The organism is Nonomuraea rhizosphaerae (assembly GCF_019396405.1).
Taxonomy (GTDB): domain Bacteria; phylum Actinomycetota; class Actinomycetes; order Streptosporangiales; family Streptosporangiaceae; genus Nonomuraea; species Nonomuraea rhizosphaerae.
In genome coordinates, this window is the sequence record NZ_JAHKRL010000519.1 from 1 (window position 1) to 18,735 (window position 18,735).

At 73.8% G+C, this 18,735-nt stretch carries 16 protein-coding genes; all 16 read right to left on the reverse strand.

All coding sequences use genetic code 11. The features are described 5' to 3' along the window. Positions 1–125: 125 nt before the first annotated feature. Positions 126–1,055, reverse strand: a complete 930-nt coding sequence (fmt, locus tag KME77_RS27020; RefSeq protein ID WP_219471761.1) for a methionyl-tRNA formyltransferase — start codon at positions 1,053–1,055, stop codon at positions 126–128. Between the two features lie 2 nt (positions 1,056–1,057). Further along, complete coding sequence (gene def / locus KME77_RS27025) at positions 1,058–1,606, reverse strand: peptide deformylase (protein WP_219471762.1); 549 nt, start codon at positions 1,604–1,606, stop codon at positions 1,058–1,060. Between the two features lie 24 nt (positions 1,607–1,630). After that, positions 1,631–2,971 (reverse strand): hypothetical protein, encoded by a 1,341-nt coding sequence (locus KME77_RS27030; protein ID WP_219471763.1) that lies wholly within the window; start codon positions 2,969–2,971, stop codon positions 1,631–1,633. A gap of 38 nt (positions 2,972–3,009) precedes the next feature. Beyond that, a complete protein-coding gene (locus KME77_RS27035) occupies positions 3,010–4,518 on the reverse strand; it encodes a hypothetical protein (protein ID WP_219471764.1) in 1,509 nt (502 codons plus the stop codon). Between the two features lie 49 nt (positions 4,519–4,567). Next, complete coding sequence (locus tag KME77_RS27040) at positions 4,568–7,363, reverse strand: primosomal protein N' (protein ID WP_219471765.1); 2,796 nt, start codon at positions 7,361–7,363, stop codon at positions 4,568–4,570. Between the two features lie 324 nt (positions 7,364–7,687). Continuing rightward, the gene (locus tag KME77_RS27045; RefSeq protein ID WP_219471766.1) at positions 7,688–9,007 is read right to left on the reverse strand and encodes a LuxR C-terminal-related transcriptional regulator; all 1,320 of its coding nucleotides are present in this window, start codon (positions 9,005–9,007) and stop codon (positions 7,688–7,690) included. Continuing rightward, the gene (locus tag KME77_RS27050) at positions 9,004–11,247 is read right to left on the reverse strand and encodes an ATP-binding protein (RefSeq protein ID WP_219471767.1); all 2,244 of its coding nucleotides are present in this window, start codon (positions 11,245–11,247) and stop codon (positions 9,004–9,006) included. The genes KME77_RS27045 and KME77_RS27050 overlap by 4 nt, the downstream gene beginning before the upstream one ends. 129 nt (positions 11,248–11,376) lie before the next feature. Next, positions 11,377–12,564: a methionine adenosyltransferase gene (gene metK / locus KME77_RS27055; RefSeq protein ID WP_219471768.1), complete on the reverse strand. Its 1,188-nt coding sequence runs from the start codon at positions 12,562–12,564 to the stop codon at positions 11,377–11,379. 120 nt (positions 12,565–12,684) lie between these two features. Beyond that, positions 12,685–13,029 (reverse strand): hypothetical protein, encoded by a 345-nt coding sequence (locus KME77_RS27060; protein ID WP_246610824.1) that lies wholly within the window; start codon positions 13,027–13,029, stop codon positions 12,685–12,687. Positions 13,030–13,096: 67 nt separating this feature from the next. Continuing rightward, positions 13,097–14,314, reverse strand: a complete 1,218-nt coding sequence (gene coaBC / locus KME77_RS27065) for a bifunctional phosphopantothenoylcysteine decarboxylase/phosphopantothenate--cysteine ligase CoaBC (RefSeq protein WP_219471770.1) — start codon at positions 14,312–14,314, stop codon at positions 13,097–13,099. Positions 14,315–14,337: 23 nt separating this feature from the next. Next, positions 14,338–14,607, reverse strand: a complete 270-nt coding sequence (gene rpoZ, locus KME77_RS27070; RefSeq protein ID WP_101783051.1) for a DNA-directed RNA polymerase subunit omega — start codon at positions 14,605–14,607, stop codon at positions 14,338–14,340. Positions 14,608–14,612: 5 nt separating this feature from the next. Then, positions 14,613–15,185 (reverse strand): guanylate kinase, encoded by a 573-nt coding sequence (gmk, locus tag KME77_RS27075; protein ID WP_246610828.1) that lies wholly within the window; start codon positions 15,183–15,185, stop codon positions 14,613–14,615. 136 nt (positions 15,186–15,321) lie between these two features. Continuing rightward, positions 15,322–15,645, reverse strand: a complete 324-nt coding sequence (mihF, locus tag KME77_RS27080) for an integration host factor, actinobacterial type (RefSeq protein ID WP_020541698.1) — start codon at positions 15,643–15,645, stop codon at positions 15,322–15,324. A gap of 470 nt (positions 15,646–16,115) precedes the next feature. Continuing rightward, positions 16,116–16,814 (reverse strand): orotidine-5'-phosphate decarboxylase, encoded by a 699-nt coding sequence (gene pyrF / locus KME77_RS27085; protein ID WP_219471772.1) that lies wholly within the window; start codon positions 16,812–16,814, stop codon positions 16,116–16,118. Continuing rightward, entirely contained in the window at positions 16,811–17,788 is a 978-nt protein-coding gene (locus KME77_RS27090; protein ID WP_219471773.1) for a dihydroorotate dehydrogenase, read from the reverse strand. The genes pyrF and KME77_RS27090 overlap by 4 nt, the downstream gene beginning before the upstream one ends. Next, a complete protein-coding gene (locus KME77_RS27095) occupies positions 17,778–18,644 on the reverse strand; it encodes a dihydroorotate dehydrogenase electron transfer subunit (protein WP_219471783.1) in 867 nt (288 codons plus the stop codon). The genes KME77_RS27090 and KME77_RS27095 overlap by 11 nt, the downstream gene beginning before the upstream one ends. Between the last annotated feature and the right edge of the window lie 91 nt (positions 18,645–18,735).

The window sequence follows — 18,735 nt, forward strand, 5'->3', positions numbered from 1 at the left end:
GGGTCTCCCCCGCCCGCCGGCGCCGCGGCCCCCGCCCTGGTGACCACTGTCGCGGCGGCCGGACCGGCCGGCGCCGGAGCCGGTGGGGCGGCCTGCGCCGCCGCGGCTCTGTCCCCTGTTGTCGCTCACTCGAACCGGTCGCCGCTCTCCAGGCGCATCCCGCGCGCCCACTCCCCCGCGCTCATCAGCCGCTTGCCCTGTGGCTGCAGCTCGCCCAGCTCGACGGGGTGGGTGGCGGTGCCGACCAGCACGACGCTCTTGCCGGCGGACACGACACCGGGGGCGAGCGGCTCGGCGGAGGGCGCGGGCCGCACGGGGCCGAGCTTGAGCCGGTGGCCGCGGAACTCGGTCCAGGGGCCGGGGTTGGGCGTGCAGGCGCGGACGAGCCGGTCGACGCGCATCGCGGGCGCGGACCAGTCGACGCGGGCGTCCGTCACGTTGATCTTGGGGGCGAGACTGACCCCGTCGGACGGCTGCGGCCGGGGCTCCAGCTTGCCGTCGGCCACCCCGTCGAGCGTGGCCGCCAGCAGGTCGGCGCCGGAGACGGCGAGCCGGTCGAGGAGCGCGCCGCTGGTGTCGGCGGGGCGGATCTCCTCGGTGACGACGCCGTAGACGGGCCCGGCGTCGAGCGCCTTGACGATCTGGAACGTCGAGGCGCCGGTGATCTCGTCGCCGTGCAGGACGGCGTGCTGGACGGGCGCGGCCCCGCGCCAGGCGGGCAGGATCGAGAAGTGCAGGTTGATCCAGCCGTGGCGGGGCACGTCGAGCGCCGACTGCGGCAGCAGGGCGCCGTAGGCGACGACCGGGCAGCAGTCGGGCTCCAGCTCGGCGAGCTGCTTGAGGAAATCGGGATCGCCCGCCTTGGCCGGGCGCAGCACCTCGATGCCCGCCTCCTCGGCCAGCTCGGCGACCGGTGACGGGTGGACCTTGCGCCCCCGGCCGGACTGCGCGTCGGGACGGGTGACGACGGCGACGACCTCGTGGCGCGGCGAGTCGATCAGCGCGCGGAGCGACGGCAGAGCCGTCTCGGGCGTGCCCGCGAAGACCAGGCGCATGCTCAGAGTGCCCTTCCGCCCGTGGTGTGCGGGGAGAGCCTGACCACCGGGGCCGACAGGCCGCTCCACTCGGCCTCGCGCACGGCCTTCATGGCCAGCTTGCGCTGCTTGGGGTCCATGCGGTCGATGAACAGGATGCCGTCGAGGTGGTCGGTCTCGTGCTGGAAGCAGCGGGCCATCAGGTCGGTGCCCTCCAGCGTGACCGGCTCGCCGTACATGTCGAAGCCCTTGGCGACGGCCCGGACGGCGCGCGGCGTGGGGAACGACAGGCCGGGGAAGGACAGGCAGCCCTCCTCGCCCTCCTCGTCGAGCTCGGCCGACAGGTCGAGGTCGGGGTTGATCAGGTGACCGAGCTGCTCGTCCACGTAGTAGGTGAACACCCGCAGCCCGACCCCGATCTGCGGGGCGGCCAGCCCGGCGCCCGGGGCGTCCATCATCGTGTCGGTGAGGTCTTTGACCAGCTTGCGGAGCTCCTTGTCGAAGTCGGCGACCGGGGCCGCCGGGGTGGTCAGCACCGGATCTCCGAACAGGCGGATCGACTGGATCGCCAAGGGTCACTCCGTTTCTCAGGTGGGTCAGCCCAGTTTAGTGTGCGCCAGCGACCGGGCCTTCATCGCGGCTTTGCGGGCCGCCTTGACGACCACCTTGTCGTCGTGGGCCCCGGCGAGCATGTCGAGCACCGCGATCGTGTCGGGGTGGCCGACGGCGGGCATGTCGCCGACGAGCCTGATCAGGTCCTCGCCCGGCTCGGGGGTGTCGAGGCGGCCCGCGATGGGCTTGGACAGGTGCATGAGGGCCGCGAGGGCGTCGACCGCGATCCAGGTGTGGTCCTCGGGGCTGAGCTTGGGAGCTTGCAGGTCGCGGATGTGCAGCCAGGAGGCGGCGTAGCGGCGCATGAGCGGCAGGGCGAGCGCCTCGCGCACGGGGGCCTCGGCCTCGGGCCCCAGCTCCTCCAGGATGGCCCCGACTGCACCGCGCTGCCCGGCGGTGCCCTGGGCGGCGATCTCGATGAGGTCGTGGGCGGCCCGCGCGGGCGGGCGGCGCTCCAGCCAGCCCGCCACGGCGCTCTGCGTGGCCTCGCCCTTGACCAGGGCCTCGACCAGCTCGGCGGCCGACAGGTCGGCGTACACCTCGACCTCGGCGGTCGTCGGCGCGTCGTGCCCCTCGCGGAGCAGGTCCCTGCGGATGGCCCAGACGCCGAGCGGGGTGAGCGCGGTGCGGCCGGCCGCGGTCTGCTCGACCAGGCCGCAGTAGTCGAGCAGCGCCAGCGCGTCGAGCAGCTCGGCCGGCAGTGAGGCGGCCAGCCTGCGCATCTCGGCCGCGCCGGGCTCGCAGGCCACCTCGTGGGACTGCAGGATGCCGCGGGCGAGGTTGGCGATCGCCACGCCGGACCGTACGGAGTAGACGGTCGCGAGCATCTCGGCCAGGTGCTCGTCCACGACCGCCGAGCCGGTCAGGCCCTCGTCGGCGCGGTCGAGCACGTCCATGACCACGCCGTCCCAGAACTCCAGCGTGGCCTCGACCGTGAGCTGCAGCCGCAGCGGGCCGCGTGAGACGCGGCCAGCGAGGATCTGCAGCAGGCCGGTGTTGACGGCGACGATCCAGACGAGGCGCAGCCGGGCGGCGTCGACGCCCAGCTCGGCCGCCGCGGCCTCGGCCTCGGGCGCCGGCAGCAGGCCCTCGGGGGTGACGGCGCGCTCGCCGGTCCAGCGGGTGAGCCGGATGGCGTCGGCGACCAGCGGGACCCTGGGGATGATGGCGGCCAGCTCGGCGTCGGGGGCGAGCTGGACGGGCGGGAACGTCAGCGCCTCGTGCTCGGCCGCGGCCGGGGGCTCCTGAGGGGGCCGTGGGGGCACGGCGGCCTGCTCATCGATCAGCTTGCGCAGCTCGGCGAGGTCGAAGACGTTGTTTGCCACCCCACGAAACTTACTGCACACGAGTCACATGGGCGTACTCAACGGATGGCTCGGGAGCGTGCTTTGAAGGCCGCCTTGCGCGCCGCCTTGGCCACCGCCGCCTCCGGCAGGGAGCGTCCGAGCAGCTCCAGCACCTCGACGACGTCCGGGTGGTCGACGCGCCACATTTCCTCGATGAGATGGGCGGGCGGGCCGGAGGCCGCCATGTTCTCGGCGAAGATGTCGGGATCCTCCTCGGCGGCCGGCATCGCCAGGGCCAGCATGTCCACGCTGACCCACAGCAGCTCGTCCTGGGTGAGCTGCGGGGCGGCCAGCCCTCTGGCGGCCAGCCAGTGGATGGCGTGCGGGCGCAGCTCCTGGTCGTCGAGGCAGGCGCGCACCTCCAGCTCCGCCTCGGAGCCGAGCCGGTCGACGATGGTCACCGCGATGCCGCGCGCGACGGCGGGGGCGCCGGAGGCGGCGGCGAGCAGCTCGGCCGCCGCCGTGGCCGGGGTGCGGCCGGCCAGCCAGCGGCTGATGTCGTCCTCGGCCACCTCGGTGGGCACGCCGTCGAGCAGGCCCTCGATGAGCCCGGTCGCGTCGGCCTCGGCCAGGTCGCCCGCCTCGGGCGCGTCGAGGCCGAGCGACAGGAAGTGCTCGCGCAGCCCCCACACCGCCAGCGGGGTGAGCCCGGCGGTGTCGCCCCTGACCTCGACCATGCCGCACCAGGCCAGCCGGTCGAGCACGCTCTCCAGGTCGAACCGGACCTCGGTGACCTCTTCGAGGTAGTCGCCGATCACGCCCAGCGGCACCGGCGCCTGCACGCGGTAGAGCATGTCGAACAGGTCGTACAGCTCCTCGTCGAGCTCCGTCCGGCCGGTGACCGCGCCGCGCGTGTCGCGTTCCACGAGGTGGGCGACCATCGCGGCCCAGCTCTGGAGTGGTTCGGCGGCGGGGTCGTGCGGCAGTTGCGCGCGCATGTCCTCGTACGGGCCGGCGCCGGGCCGCGCCAGGAGCGGGACCTCGGCCAGCCCCGCCGTCAGCGTCTCCTCGTCCGCCAGCCGCACGGCGGGCAGAGGGGTGCATCCCGGGCAGTCGCAGGGCGCCTCCCCCAGGTCGGGCGGCGCCGCCTCGCCGGAGGGGATCATGACGGCCTGTTCGAGCGACTCCGGCCCGATGGCGCTGAACAGGCTCTTGGCCATGCCGAAGTTGGCCGTGTCGGCGAGCGCCTCCGGCATTCTCGGCTCGATGCCGGTGAGCTCGTCGCGCATCGCCTCGGCGGCCTCCGCGCCGACGGCGCCGGCCTGCTGCAGGAAGTCGACGAGCGTGCGCGCGGCGGCCACGGTCTCCGGCGCGCTCTCCGGCGGCGCGATGACCTTGCGCGGGTAGATGGACAGCAGCAGCTCGTCGAAGGTCGCGGGAGTGAAGTCGCCCAGCTCGTTGACGTTCAAGTAGTCGCTGGCGTAGTCGCAGAGCAGGCGGACCTCGTCCGCGTCCACCTCGACGCCCCGAGCGCGCCCCCAGGCGCGCAGGTCGTCGATGGCCCGGTTCACCCATTCGATCGACACAGAGGCACGCTAACGGCTGGCTTACAGATGAGCGAATCGGGGAAACGGCTTAAATCAGGTCGAGAGGGTCGACACTTACCCGGACGACGTCAGCCGCCTTGCGGGCCGCACGCACCCCACTGGCCCCCTTCAGCGCCGCCGCGAGGGCCGTGCCGCCGCCGCGCGCGACGCGGATCATGGCGCGTTCCCGGCCCGCCTCGTCCACCGGCACCGGGCCCAGGACCTGGGCGCCTTCCGGCAGGCGTACCTCGTCGAGCATCTGCCGCACCGCCGCCGCCGCGCCCGTGAGTGTCGCCATCCGCACCGCGGGCGGGAACCCCAGCTCGGCCCGCTCGGCCAGCTCGCGCTCCGCGTGCGTGATCGGGTCCCAGCGCAGCAGAGCCTGTACGGTGGGCAGCGCGGCGTCGGCGAGCACCACCACCTCGGCGGCGGGGCGCAGCAGCGCGGCGGCGTTCGTCCAGCGGCGCAGCGCCTCCTCCGCGGCGCGCAGGTCGGCCCTGCCGAGCAGCGCCCACGCGTCGAGCAGCACGGCGGCCGCGTACCCGCCTTCCGCCACGGGCTCCGCCCCGGGCGTGGCGACCACGAGGGCGCGGCTGCCGGGAACCTTCGCCAGCACCCCGTCGCGGCCCGACGTCCGCACCGGCACCGACGGGAACGCCCTGCCCAGCTCCTCGGCGGTGCGCCGGGCGCCGACGACGACGGCGCGCAGGCGGGGGCTGCCGCAGTGCGCGCACCGCCAGCCGGCGTCCACGCGGCCGCACCAGCGGCAGTACGGGGCGGCGTGGCCGCCGCGCAGCGCGAGAGGTCCGTGGCAGGAGGCGAGGGCGGCGCCGGGGAGCAGAAGATCACCGGGCATCGGGCCCTGGTCGTGCCGCGCCGGCCCCCGGCTCCCCTGTGCCGTGCCCACGGTCAGCCCCGGGACGGGGAGCGTCCCGTTCGCCTGGACGTCCGGCGGCGGCGGGACGGCAGAGGCTGCGGAGAGGCGGGTCGGAGGCAGGGCGCAGCGGGCGGGGACGCGGCAGTGCTGGCAGGCCAGGGCGGGCAGGTAGCCGCGCCGGGGCACCTGGACGAGCACCGGCCCGGACTCCAGCCCCTGGCGCAGGGCGCGCCACGCCAGGCTGGGCAGCCGCGCCTGCCGGGCCGCCTGGTCCTTGGCCAGCTCGGCGTCCTCGCCCGCCGGGTGCACGCGGGGGGCCAGGCTCCTGATCGTGGCCCGCGCGGCGACGATCGGCCTGGCCCAGCGGCTGGCGATCAGCTGGGTGGCCTCCACGGTGCGGGTGTAGCCGCCGATCAGCATGGCGGCGCCCGTACGGTGGGCGCGCAGGGCCAGCACCTCCCGGGCGTGCGGGTACGGCGCCAGGCGCTCGGCGTGCAGGTCGTCGCCGTCGTCCCAGATCACCACCAGGCCGAGGTCGGCGACAGGGGCGAAGACGGCGGCGCGGGTCCCGACGACGGCCCGCACCTCGCCTCGAAGGACGCGCAACCAGCGCCGGTAGCGTTCGGCGGGGCCCAGGTCGGCGGTGAGCGCCACATGCCCGTGGGGCCGGTGCGTGTCGCCCGCTTTGTGCGCCTCGCCCGTCTTGTGCGCCTCGGTAGCCTCCTCTGTGAGGACGCGGGTCAGCTCGGCGTCCGCCAGGGCGACGTCCTTGCCGTCGGGCACCACGACGACCACTCCCCGGCCGCCGTCGAGCGTCGCCCGGACGGCCTCGGCCACCGCGCGGGCCCACCCCTTGGCGCCCGGCAGCGCCGACCAGACGGCCCGGGGGGTCCTGCCGTTGCGCAGCGCGTCGAGGAACGACGGCCCCATGGGGTAGTCGCCCCAGACCCCGGCCTCAGGACCGTCCCCGACCGCTTGGACCGGACCGCCCTCGATCGCTTGGGCCAACCCGCTCCCGGCCGCTCGGGCTGGGCCGCCCTCGGCTACCTGCTCTGCGGCGCCCTCCGCAGCACCGGCCGCCCGCCCCTGACCGCCGTCAGGGGCGCCGACGACGGGAAGGGCAGCAGAGGCGGGAGAAGTAACAGGCGTGGAGGCAACGGCACCGCCAGCGGTCGCGGAGGCAGGCCCCGACGCGGACACAGGCGTGGTCTCGGAGGTGTCAGAGGTCACGGAGGTGGCCGCGAACGCTGAGGGCGCGGACGCGGCGCTTGAGGGGCCAGCGGCGGCGCTGGGGCCAGGGACAGGGGTCGCCGTAGCGGGGGTGACCGTGGCGGCCGTGCCGGAGCTGGAGTCTGCGGCGGGTGCGGTCTCGGCCGAGCCGGAGGCGGAAGCGCTGGTGTCAGGAGCGGAGGTGATCGTGGCGGAGGCGCCCGTGCCGCAGGCGGAGTCTGCGGCGGCTGCTGTTGCGGCCGGTCCGAAGGCGGAGGCGGTCGTACCGGAAACGGAGGCGGCAGTAGCGGCGGCGGGTGCGGGGGTGGCTTCGGCCCTGGCGTGGCGGGGTGGGACGGCCAGGCGGAGGACGTCGGCCAGCGTGCCCGCGTACCGGTCGGCGACCGCCCTGGCGAGGCCCGCGATCTCGCCGGTCAGCACCCGCTCCGGTGACACGACCCGTTCCAGGGGGGTCAGTTTGCCCGTGTGCTCGCTCTCCTCCACCCGTTCGAGGACGTACCCGTCCACGAGCTGTCCCGCGAAGCGGACCCGCACCCGGACGCCCGGCGCGGCCGTCTCGTGCATGGTCGCCGGCACCAGGTAGTCGAAGGGCCGGTCGAGGTGCGGCAGCGGGTTGTCGACGGCGACCCGGGCCACCGGCAGCGAGGGGGCGGGGACCGGGGCGCCCTTGGCGGGCTTCGACGGCTCCACTCTGCGCACGGCGTCGAGCGGCAGGAGGGCGTCGTCGGAGTCGGTCACGCATAACGTCTACCAGACCCGGCGGAGCGCGCACGCCGGGCCGGGAGCGCCGGGAGCATCGCGCGGGACACACCCGGTCCCGGCTGAGCGGGAACGCTCAGGCCGGGGCCGGGCTGAGGAGGTACGCCCCCGCCCAAGCCCTGGGCGGCTGTGCGGGAGCGCGCCGTCCCCGACCGCCTCGACGGCTTCCCCGCGGGGCGGCGCCAGCGGGTGTCGCCCGAATTGCGGCCCAGGACCCCTCCCAGGAGCCGTCTGCGTCGTTCGTCACCCGCTGGCACGTCAAGACTGAGATGAGTAACCCATACGCCACATCGGGAGGATTGCCTATATACGCCCCGAAGACGTCACCCAAGCGGCCACATGCGTGCGCGAGGCGAGATGTCCCTTGGCGAGAATGTTGCGGACATGGGCGTCCACGGTCCGCTTGGAGATGACTAGCCGGTCGGCGATCTGCGGGTTGGTCAGCCCCTCGCCGATGAGCCGCGCCACCTGCAGCTCCCTGGCGGTGAGCGTGCCCCCGCCGGGCTCCGCGCCTGCCCGCTGAGGCGATCCGGCTGGACCGGGCGGCTCGGGCGGTCCGAGCGTCCCAGGTGTCCCGGCCGGCGCGAGTGGCACGGTCCCGGGACGGACGTCCTCGCCGCCGGCGGGCGCGAGGGCGGACAGGCGGGCGTGCGTACGCGCGTCCAGGAGCCCTAGCCCGTACTCCCTGTACGGCATCAGCATCCGGAACCCCGCCCCCTCCCGCAGCACCACCGAGTCGTCCACCAGGTCCCCCAGCAACCCCGGAACCCCGGCCAGCCCCACCCCCCGCCCCACGGCCTCGGCCGCCGCGGCGGAGAACGTCCCCCTGAACACCGACAGCGCGCCCCACAAGGCCCGCTGCCGGGCCCCGCACAGCCCGTGGCTCCATCCGGCCAGCGAACGCAGGTCCCGGTGCCGTGGCAGCGCGCTGGTCGTCTGCGCGGCCAGTACGGGCAGCCGGTCCAGGAGCTCGGCGGCCGACAGGGAGCGCAGACCGGCGGCGGCCAGCTCGATGGCCAGCGGCAGCCCGTCGAGCCGCCGGCAGATGGCCGCGACCGCCTCGCGGTTGCCGCCGGTGAGGGAGAAGTCGGGGTCGACGGCCGCCGCCCGGTCGGCGAACAGCGCGGTCGCGTCCCGCTCCCCCAGCGGCCCGACCCGCAGGACGCGCTGCCCGGCCACGTCCAGCACCCGCCGCCCGGTGGCGATGATCGTGACGTGCGGCGCCTCGCGCAGCAGGGACGCGGCCAGGCGGGAGACGGGGGCCAGGAGGTGTTCGCAGGTGTCGAGCAGCAGCAGCGCCGCACGCCCGCGCTCCAGGAACCCAGGAGACAGGGAGCCGGAGATGTCGCGTTCGGGAAGACCGCCGGGGAACAGCATCGTCCCGCCCTCCAGCGCCCCGGGAAAGGCCGCCTCCGTCAGCGCCGTCAGCTCCACGTACCAGATCCCGCCCGGGAATCCGCGCCGCGCCCGCCGCGCGATCGCCGCCGCCACCCGGCTCTTGCCCGCCCCGCCCGGCCCGGTGACGGTGAGCAGCCTGGTCGCGGGCAGGGCGCGCAGCCCCTCGGCCACCTCGGCGGCGCGGCCGGAGAAGCTGGTGTACTCGGCGGGGAGGTTGCCTCTCATGGCGCCTGCTGCCGCCGCTTGGTCACCCAGGCGGCGACCTGGCCGCGTCCGGAGAAGCCGAGTTTGGCGAGGATGTTCTCGACGTGGGTGTCCACGGTGCGGCGGGCGACGACGAGCCGCTGCGCGATGAGGCGGTTGGTCAGCCCGTCGGCGACGAGTTCGGCGACGTCGGCCTCGCGCGGGGTGAGCGGCGCCCAGAACGGCACGGACTCGGCCACGGGCACGTCGCCGGTGGACAGCGCGTCGGCGATGGCCTCCTCGGCGGACATGGCCCTGCCCTCCACGACGGACCTGCCGTACTGCTGGCCGAGGCTCTCGCGCAGCTCGCGGTCGTAGCGGCGGCGTTCGGCGGCGAAGACCGGGGAGCCGAACAGCGGGTTCACCTCGTACCCCCACAGGCGGTGCGCGGCGCTGAGCAGCCGCACGGCGCGGGCGGGCATGTCCTGGTCGGCGGCGAGCCAGCCGAGCACCTCGACGCAGAACGCCCGCGCGAAGGTGACGTTCAGCGAGGCCTGGGTCCGCAGCGCGGCCCTGGCCAGCGGCTCGGCCTCGGCGTACTGCCCGCCGAGCCGCCGTACGAGCGCCAGCGCCAGCTCCGCCCAGGCGGCGGTGCCGCCGTCGCCCTCGGCCTGGCAGAGCGCGCGGGCGCGGGTCAGCGCCTCGTCGGCCTCGGCCGTGCGCCCGGCGAGCATGAGGGTCAGGCCGAGCTCGACGGTGGCGTTGGTCAGCGGCAGGCCGCCGGTGAGGCCGGCGATGGCCTCGGTGAGGTGGCGTTCGGCCGCCTCCAGGTCGCCTTCGCAGAAGCTGACGGTGCCGCGCATCTTGACGACGGCCGGGCCGCCGAACGGCTCGGCCTGTTCGAGTGCCGCGCGGGCCTCGGGCAGGTCGCCCCTGCCGGCCGCCAGGTGGGCCAGCTGCAGCAGGGCGTCGCGGCGCACGGCGTCGGGGCAGCGGGTGGCGGGCAGCAGGCGTTCCAGGTAGCGGCGGCCGTAGCGGGCCATGCCGCCGAACATCCACAGGTAGCCCAGCCACAGGCCCATCTCCAGCCCGTGCTCGCGCGCCTGCGGGTCGGCGGCGTAGGACTCCAGCGCGGCCCTGAGGTTGGCCCAGTCGGCCCGCAGCCGGACGACGTCCTCGACCCGGTCGCGGCCGGGCCGGTCGGCGCCGAAGGCGAGGGCGACGGCGTAGTAGTGCTCGCGGTGCCGTGTCCGCAGCCGCTCCGGCTCGCCGGTGCCCTCCAGGCGGGCGGCGGCGAACTCGCGCACGCTGTCGGGCAGGCGATAGACGGTGTGGCGCTCGTCGCGCTCCCTGATCACGATGGACTTCTCGACCAGCCCGGCCAGCGTCGGGTAGACGCGGGTGGCGGGCAGGGCCTGGCCCGAGCAGACGATCTCGGCCACCGTCAGGTCGAACGTCCCGGCGAACACCGTCAGCCGCTCCCACAGCAGCCGCTCCTCGGCCGAGCACAGCTCGTGGCTCCACGCGATCGCGGCCTGCATGGTCGAGTGCCTGCCGCGCCGCACTCCGGCGTCGGCGTGGGCGAGCGGCCCGTGCGCGTCCATCAGCGCCAGCAGCTCGTCCACGGGCAGCCGCCCGGCCCGTACGGCGGCCAGCTCGACCGCCAGCGGGATGCCCTCCAGGCGGCGGCACAGCTCGGCGACGGCCGCGGCGTTGTCCTCGGTGATCTCGAACTCGGGGTCCACGCCGGCCACCCGGTCCAGGAACAGCGCGACGGACTCCACGTGCGCCACGTCCTGGTCGGCTCCGCCCTCCGTCCCCGGCACCTGCAGCGGCCGGACGATCAGCGCGTGCTCGCCGGGGGCGCGCAACGCCTGTCTGCTGGTCGCCAGCACGTGCAGGCCGGGGGCGGCGCGCAGGAGGTACTGGACGAGGGCCGAGCAGGCGTCGGCCAGGTGCTCGCACGTGTCCAGCACGAGTAACAGGCGGCGCTGGGCCAGGTGCGCGGCGAGGTCACCGGTGACGTCGAGGGCGTGCGCGATGACCTGTTCGAGCGAGTCGGGGTCGGTGTGCCCCGACAGCTCGACGAACCAGATGCCGTCGGTGAACGCCCGCCGCATGAGCTGCGCCGCGCGTATGGCCACGCGCGTCTTGCCCACCCCGGCGATGCCGGTGATGGTGACCAGGCGACTGCGCTGAAGCATCCTCCGTACGTCCGCGACCTCCTGGCGACGGCCTACGAAGCTGGTCGTCGCGGTGGGCAGCGTGGCACGCCATGCCATGATCCATTCCCCAGTTTCCGGAAGATCCAAGGAAACCACGTTATGTGACGCTTCGCTGCCCTACGCGCTGGGCCCCTACGCGCAGATGCCGCATCCCGCCGGGGGATGCGGCACCTGATCGGGCGTGCGTCACAGACCGGCGGCGGCCCTGAGCGCCTCGGCGCGGTCGGTCGACTCCCACGAGAAGCCCTCGCGGCCGAAGTGGCCGTAGGCGGCCGTCTCGGAGTAGATGGGGCGCAGCAGGTCGAGGTCGCGGATGATCGCGGCCGGGCGCAGGTCGAACACCTCGAGCACGGCGGCCTGGATCGTCTCCACCGCCACCTTCTCGGTGCCGAAGCACTCGACGAACAGCCCCACCGGCTGGGCCTTGCCGATCGCGTAGGCGACCTGCACCTCGCAGCGGTCGGCGAGCCCGGCGGCCACGACGTTCTTGGCGACCCAGCGCATGGCGTAGGCGGCCGAGCGGTCGACCTTGGACGGGTCCTTGCCGGAGAAGGCGCCACCGCCGTGGCGGGCCATGCCGCCGTAGGTGTCGATGATGATCTTGCGGCCGGTGAGCCCGGCGTCGCCCATGGGGCCGCCGATCTCGAAGCGGCCGGTCGGGTTGACCAGCAGGCGGTAGCCCTCGATCTCGATGTCGAGACCGGCGAGCACGGGGTCGACCACGTGCTCCTTGATGTCGGGCGTCAGCATCTCCAGCAGGTCGATCTCGGCCGCGTGCTGCGTGGAGACGACCACGGTGTCGAGGCGGACCGGGGTGTCGCCGTCGTACTCGATGGTGACCTGGGTCTTGCCGTCGGGCCGCAGGTAGGGGACCGTGCCGGACTTGCGTACCTCGGACAGGCGCTGGGCCAGCCGGTGGGCCAGGGTGATCGGCAGCGGCATCAGCTCGGGCGTCTCGCGGCACGCGTAGCCGAACATGAGGCCCTGGTCGCCGGCGCCCTGGCGGTCGAGCTCGTCGATGTCGCCGCCGACGCGGTGCTCGTAGGCGTCGTCGACGCCCTGGGCGATGTCGGGCGACTGCGCGCCGATGGACACCGACACGCCGCACGAGGCGCCGTCGAAGCCCTTGTGGGAGGCGTCGTAGCCGATCTCCAGGATCTTCTCCCGGATGACGCCGGGGATGTCGACGTAGGTCTCGGTCGTGACCTCGCCTGCGACATGGACCTGGCCGGTGGTGATCATCGTCTCGACGGCGACCCGGCTCTTGGGGTCGTCCTTGAGCATGGTGTCGAGAATCGCGTCACTGATCTGGTCGGCGATCTTGTCCGGGTGGCCCTCGGTGACCGACTCCGAGGTGAACAGGCGGCGTGACAACTCAGTGGCTCCTCATGCAGCGGCTGCTGACGGTTGTGGGGGGCTCCGGCGGTAGGTGCGGGGCCAGGGCCTCGCCGAAGTCTAGCCCTACCAGGTGGCGAGGCGCGAAACGGGCTCCCGTCACAGGTCAGGCAGGGGGTCGGGGGGCAGGGTCTCGGGCGCGAAGATCTCGGCGTCGGCGGCGGCCACGACGGCGGCGTACTCCTCCTCGAACTCGAACGCCATCGCGCCCAGCTCGATGACCGGCCCGGAGGCCCGCAGGATCGGCCCGAGCCGGGTGTGGCGCGGGAACGTCGCGTGCACGGCGACGGGGCGGTCGCTCCTGAGCATGCGGGTGGCGAGGACGGAGATGGCCGTGTCGGTGACCACGATCAGATAGTTGCCGGTGCCGGGCGGGCCGACGGAGAGGGCGGGGAAGACGTAGCGGATGTCTCCGTGGTGCCCGAGCCCCTGACGGTCGAGCAAGGTGCGGCAGCGGTCTCTGACAGCGGAAGTAACCGGCATTCCAGCCCCCCTTTATGCCCCCTTTGTGTCAAGTATCCGCAGGCATGAGGGGATGCCGCAACAGTCGGAGAGCGACTTGATCCCACACGACGTCGGCGACGTCCTCCTTGGGACCGCGCGGGATCTCGACCGGCTCGCCGCCGGCGACGAGCACGGTGGCGGCGTTGTCGGGGGTGCCGAAGGCCAGGTGGGGGCCCACCTCGTTGACGACGAGCAGGTCGCAGCCCTTGCGGGCGAGCTTGGCCTGGCCGTTGGCCAGCACGTCGTGGGTCTCGGCGGCGAACCCGACGATCACCTTGGGGTTGGGCGCCACGCCGCGCAGGGTGCCCAGCTCGGCGAGGATGTCGGGGTTCTTCACCAGGCGGATCGGCTCGGGCTCGGCGTCGTTCTTCTTGATCTTGGAGTCGTGGCGCTCGGCGGGCCGGAAGTCGGCCACGGCCGCCGCCATCACCACCACGTCGGCGCCGGAGGCGGCCTCCAGGACGGCCTCACGCAGCTCGGCGGCGGACTCCACCCGCACCACCTCGGCCCCGGCCGGGTCGGGCAGCGACACGTTGGCCGCCACGAGCGTCACCTGAGCTCCCCTGGCGACCGCGGTGCGGGCCAGCGCGTAGCCCTGCAGGCCGGAGGAGCGGTTGCCGAGGAAGCGGACCGGGTCGAGGGCCTCGCGGGTGCCGCCCGCGGAGACGACGACCCGCCGTCCGGCCAGGTCGCGCTCACGCCCGGCGAGCACGCGCAGGCAGACCTGGAAGATCTCGGCGGGGTCGGGCAGGCGGCCGGGGCCCGAGTCGGCGCCAGTGAGGCGCCCGACGGCGGGGTCGATCACGACGGAGCCCCGCGAGCGCAGGGTCGCGACGTTGTCGCGGGTGGCCGGGTGCTGCCACATCTCGGTGTGCATCGCGGGCGCGAACACCACCGGGCAGCGCGCGGTCAGCAACGTGTTGGTGAGCAGGTCGCCCGCCAGGCCGTGGGCGGCCTTGGCGAGCACGTCGGCGGTCGCCGGCGCCACCACGACGAGGTCGGCCCGCTGGCCGATGCGCACGTGGGGCACCTCGTGGACGTCGTCCCACACCTCGGCCGTCACCGGGTTGCCGGACAGCGCCGCCCACGTGGGCTCGCCGACGAAGCGCAGGGCCTCGCGGGTCGGCACCACCCGCACCTCGTGGCCGGACTCGGTGAACAGCCGCAGCAGCTCGCACGCCTTGTACGCGGCGATGCCCCCGCTGACGCCCAGGACGACCCTCATGGTCGGGCTTCGTCTGGAGCGGGTCAGACCGCGCCTTCGATGGGCTCGGCGTTGAGCAGGCCCTCGGAGACCTCGCGAAGCGCGATGGACAGCGGCTTCTCCTGCGCGTGGGTCTCGACCAGGGGCCCGACGTACTCCAGCAGGCCCTCGCCGAGCTGGGAGTAGTAGGCGTTGATCTGACGGGCGCGCTTGGCGCCCATGATCACCAGGGAGTACTTGCTGTCGACGATGTCGAGCAGCGCGTCGATCGGCGGGTTGGTGATGCCCTCCGCGACCGGGGCAATGCCTGCCACGATGGTCAGACCTCTCGGTTGGTGGTTGTCGTGACCCCCTGAGGGTCAGTCATCAAGGCTATCAGCCGGTGGCACACGTCCTTGACATCCGTGTTCACCAGCGTGAGGTCGAACTCCTTCTCGGCCGCCATCTCGACCCGCCCCGCCTCCAGGCGGCGGGCGATGACGTCCTCGGGCTCGGTGCCGCGGCCCCGTAGCCGCTTCTCCAGCTCCTCCCACGTGGGCGGGGCCAGGAACACCAGCAGCGCCTCGGACATGCTCCTGCGCACCTGCCTGGCGCCTTCGAGGTCGATCTCCAGCAGCGTCGGCATGCCCTGCGCGAGCTTGTCGAGCACGGGCCGGCGCGGCGTGCCGTAGCGGTTGCCGGCGAACTCCGCCCACTCCAGCAGCTCTCCCGCCGCCACGAGCCGGTCGAACTCCTCGCCGTCGGCGAAGAAGTAGTGGACCCCGTCGATCTCGCCGGGCCGGGGCCTCCTGGTGGTCACCGAGACCGACAGCCACACCTCGGGGTGTGCCCGCCGGAGCTCGGCGACGACCGTGGACTTTCCGACGCCCGACGGCCCTGACAGGACCGTCAGGCGCCGCTCACTCGAGGGGAGGAAGCCGACCTCCGCGCCCGGTCCGGCCGCCTCATCGGCTCGAACACTGCCGGACCAGGACCTGTCGGTCACTTCCTACCCCCCGTTGAACCTGCGCCTTCGTGTGGAACCGAGATTAGCTCTCGTTGCCACCGAACTCGCGCTCGAGGGAGGCCCTCTGGTTCGCGCCGAGACCCCGCACGCGGCGGGACTCGGCGATGGCGAGCCGCTCCATCAGTTGCTTGGCGCGGACCTTGCCCACGCCGGGGAGCGATTCCAACAGGGCCGACACCTTCATCTTGCCGATGACGTCGTCTGTCTGCCCATCCTTGAGCACCTCAGCCAGAGAAACCGCGCCATGCTTGAGCCGGTTCTTGACCTCGGCACGCTCTTTACGGGCCTTGGCAGCCTTTTCCAAAGCTGCGGCGCGCTGCTCAGGGGTCAGGGGAGGAAGAGCCACGCCGGGTCACCTCGAATTTCTGTCGATGTACTCGGACGGGAAGGGAAACTAGCTGGTCATCGCCCCCTAAGCAACGTCAAAGGCACTTTCTCTCGCCACAAACTCCACTTCATCACTCTGTGTGACTGTAAAACTACAGAGTGCTGATCAAATCGCCCTCACTTCCCGCTTCTTCCTTACACACAGGAAGCGCCATGGGAGTACGATGATGATCACCTTCCCCTCGGGGAGCGGTGTCCGAAACGTACGCCGTTTCGGGTCCGAAACCTTGCCCGAGGTGGGGCTCCATGTCGTCCGCCATGCCGTGGCGGGGGTCTGCGTGAGCGCGCTCCGGGGGTGGTTCGCGCTCGTGCGCCACGGTGAGGACGCTCACCGTGCGTACACGCGCACCCGCCGTGACAGGGGGTGCGCGTGGGTCAGAACGGACGTAAGGGTCAGAACATACGTAAGAGCCGAAACGGGCGCGAGGGCTAGAACGGGACCGTGCGCCGCAGCGAGGCCGCGATGGCCGCCGCCGTGGCCCCCGGGTCCGGCGAGGCCGTGATGGGGCGGCCGATGACCAGCAGGTCGGCCCCGTCGGCCAGCGCCTGCTCCGGCGTCGCCACCCGGGCCTGGTCCTGGCTGTCGGCCCCGGCGGGCCGCACCCCGGGGGTGATCAGCGTGATCCCCGGGCCGACCTCCGACCGTACGTGCGCGACCTCGTGCGGCGAGCACACCAGCGCGGTGGCGCCCGCCTCGACCGACACGGCGGCCAGGCGGCGGACCGCGTCGGTGGCCGGACCGGCCAGGCCGATGCGGCCCAGGTCGGCCTCCGACAGTGACGTGAGCACCGTGACGGCGGCGATCTGGGTGTGCGGGGCCGACTCCACGGCGGCGCGGATCATCGCGGGCCCGCCGGTGGCGTGGACGGTGAGGATGGCCGGCCGCAGCCGGGAGACCGCCTTGGCGGCCCCGGCGACCGTGTTGGGGATGTCGTGCAGCTTGAGGTCCAGGAAGACCCGCACGCCGCTGGCCCCCCGTACGGAGGCGATGACGTCGGGGCCGTAGCGCAGGTAGAGCTCCAGGCCCACCTTCACCGTGCTGACGTGGGGGGTCACCAGCCCGGCCCACCGGGCGGCGGTCTCCAGGTCGGGGGCGTCGAGTGCGACGGCTATGGGTGCGGGCGTCAAGGGGAGCTCTCCTCGGAGTCGACGAGCAGGTGCCGGGGGGCGCTCCCCGGCGGTCGGTGTGCCAGGCCGACGGCGTCGGCCAGCCGCTGGAAGCCACGTACCCGCAGCAGGTCCTCCAGCTCACGTTCGATGCGCAGGCACGCGTACGGGTCGTGGAACAGGGCCGTCCCCACCCCGACCGCGCAGGCGCCGGCCAGGATGAGCTGGAAGGCGTCCTTGCCGGTCATGACGCCGCCGACGCCGATCAGCGGCACCCCGGGGAGCGCGGCGTGCACCTGCCACACGCACCGTACGGCCAGCGGCAGGATCGCGGGGCCCGACAGCCCGCCGGTCACGGCGGCCAGCGAGGGGCGCAGCGCCTCGGTGTCGATGGCCATGCCGAGCGGGTTGTTGATCATGGAGAGCGCGTCCGCGCCGGCGTCCACGCAGGCCCGGGCGACGGCCACGATGTCGGCGACGTCGGGGGCGAGCTTGGCGACGACCGGCACGTCGTAGCGCATGATGGAGCGCACCGAGGCGATCACCTCGGCGGCGGCGCTGCCCTCGCGGGCGAAGACGCGGCCGCGGTCCTCGATGTTGGGGCAGGACAGGTTCACCTCCAGGGCGGTGACGCCGGGCGCGTCGGCGAGCCTGCGGGCCAGCGCCGAGTACTCGGCCACGGTGCCGCCGCCGATGGAGACGATGGTCCTGATGCCGCGCTGGGCCAGCCAGGGCAGCTCGCGTTCGAGGAAGGCGTCGATGCCGGGGCCCTGGAGGCCGACGGCGTTCAGCATGCCGGAGGGGGTCTCGGCCATGCGGGGCGTGGGACGGCCGGCGCGCGGGGCCATGGTGATCGAGCGGGTGGCCAGCGCGCCGAGGCGGTGCAGGTCGAAGAACTGGGCCAGCTCGCGGCCGGACGCCGCGCACCCGGCGGCGGTGGTGATCGGGTTGGCCAGCTCGACGTGGGCCAGGAAGGTCCGCATGTCAACCGACATGGCGCACCCCGCCCCCGGGAGCGCCGAGCGCGTCGAACGGGATCGTTCCCACGTCCTCGAACCGCACCCGCTCCCCGCGGAAGACGGGCCCCTCGGCGCAGGCGCGCACCATCCGGGTCGCCCCGTCGTCGCCGATGACCGGCAGCACGCACGTCATGCACACGCCGATGCCGCACGCCATGGCCTCCTCGACGGCCACCTGCACCGGGATGTCGAACTCCATCGACACCGCCGTGACGGCCCGCAGCGTCTCCATGGGGGCGCAGGCGTACACGACGTCGGCGCGCGTGTCGGCGATGACCGCGGGCAGCGCGTCAGTCACCTTGCCGCGCAGCCCGAGCGAGCCGTCCTCGGTGGTCAGGGTGGTGGTCTGCGCCATCCGCCTGGCCCGCATGGCGCCGAAGACGCGGTCGGCGCTGGCCCCGCCGAGGACGAAGTCGACGCGGCAGCCCCGTTCGATGAGCTGGTCGGCCACCGGGAACAGCACCGCGGAGCCGTACTCGGCCCCGACCAGCACGCAGTGGACGGGGTCGCGGGGCAGCGGGAACGGCCGCCCGAGCGGCCCGACGAGGTCGAGGGTGTCGCGGGCGCGGCGCTCGCCGAGCCAGGCGGTGCCGGGGCCGCGCACGCTGAAGACCAGCTCCACCGTGCCGCCGTAGTCGGGCTTGACGTCGTGGATGGAGAACGCCCGCCGAGTGATCATGGACGAGTGGGCTCCCCCGACGGCGACGGACACGAAGTGGCCGGGCCGGTAGCGCTCGGCGATGCCGGGCGCCACCACCGTGAGCGCATGGTAGGCGTCGACCCGGCGCGTCGTCAGCACCGTGCCCGTCACCTGCACCGGAGTGCCGGCCAGTCCTCTTCACCTCCCGCGGGAGCCGTGCCCGCCGTTCCATGCCCCCCGCAGCCGCCCCGCCGCCGTCCCGAGCCCCCTGACCGCCGTCGAA

Bases quoted from the DNA above. Each gene is read 5' to 3' on its own strand.
- fmt (WP_219471761.1), bottom strand. From the start codon at position 1,055: ATGCGCCTGGTCTTCGCGGGCACGCCCGAGACGGCTCTGCCGTCGCTC.
- KME77_RS27045 (WP_219471766.1), bottom strand. From the start codon at position 9,007: ATGAGAGGCAACCTCCCCGCCGAGTACACCAGCTTCTCCGGCCGCGCC.
- KME77_RS27050 (WP_219471767.1), bottom strand. From the start codon at position 11,247: ATGGCATGGCGTGCCACGCTGCCCACCGCGACGACCAGCTTCGTAGGC.
- coaBC (WP_219471770.1), bottom strand. From the start codon at position 14,314: ATGAGGGTCGTCCTGGGCGTCAGCGGGGGCATCGCCGCGTACAAGGCG.
- KME77_RS27090 (WP_219471773.1), bottom strand. From the start codon at position 17,788: ATGTCGGTTGACATGCGGACCTTCCTGGCCCACGTCGAGCTGGCCAAC.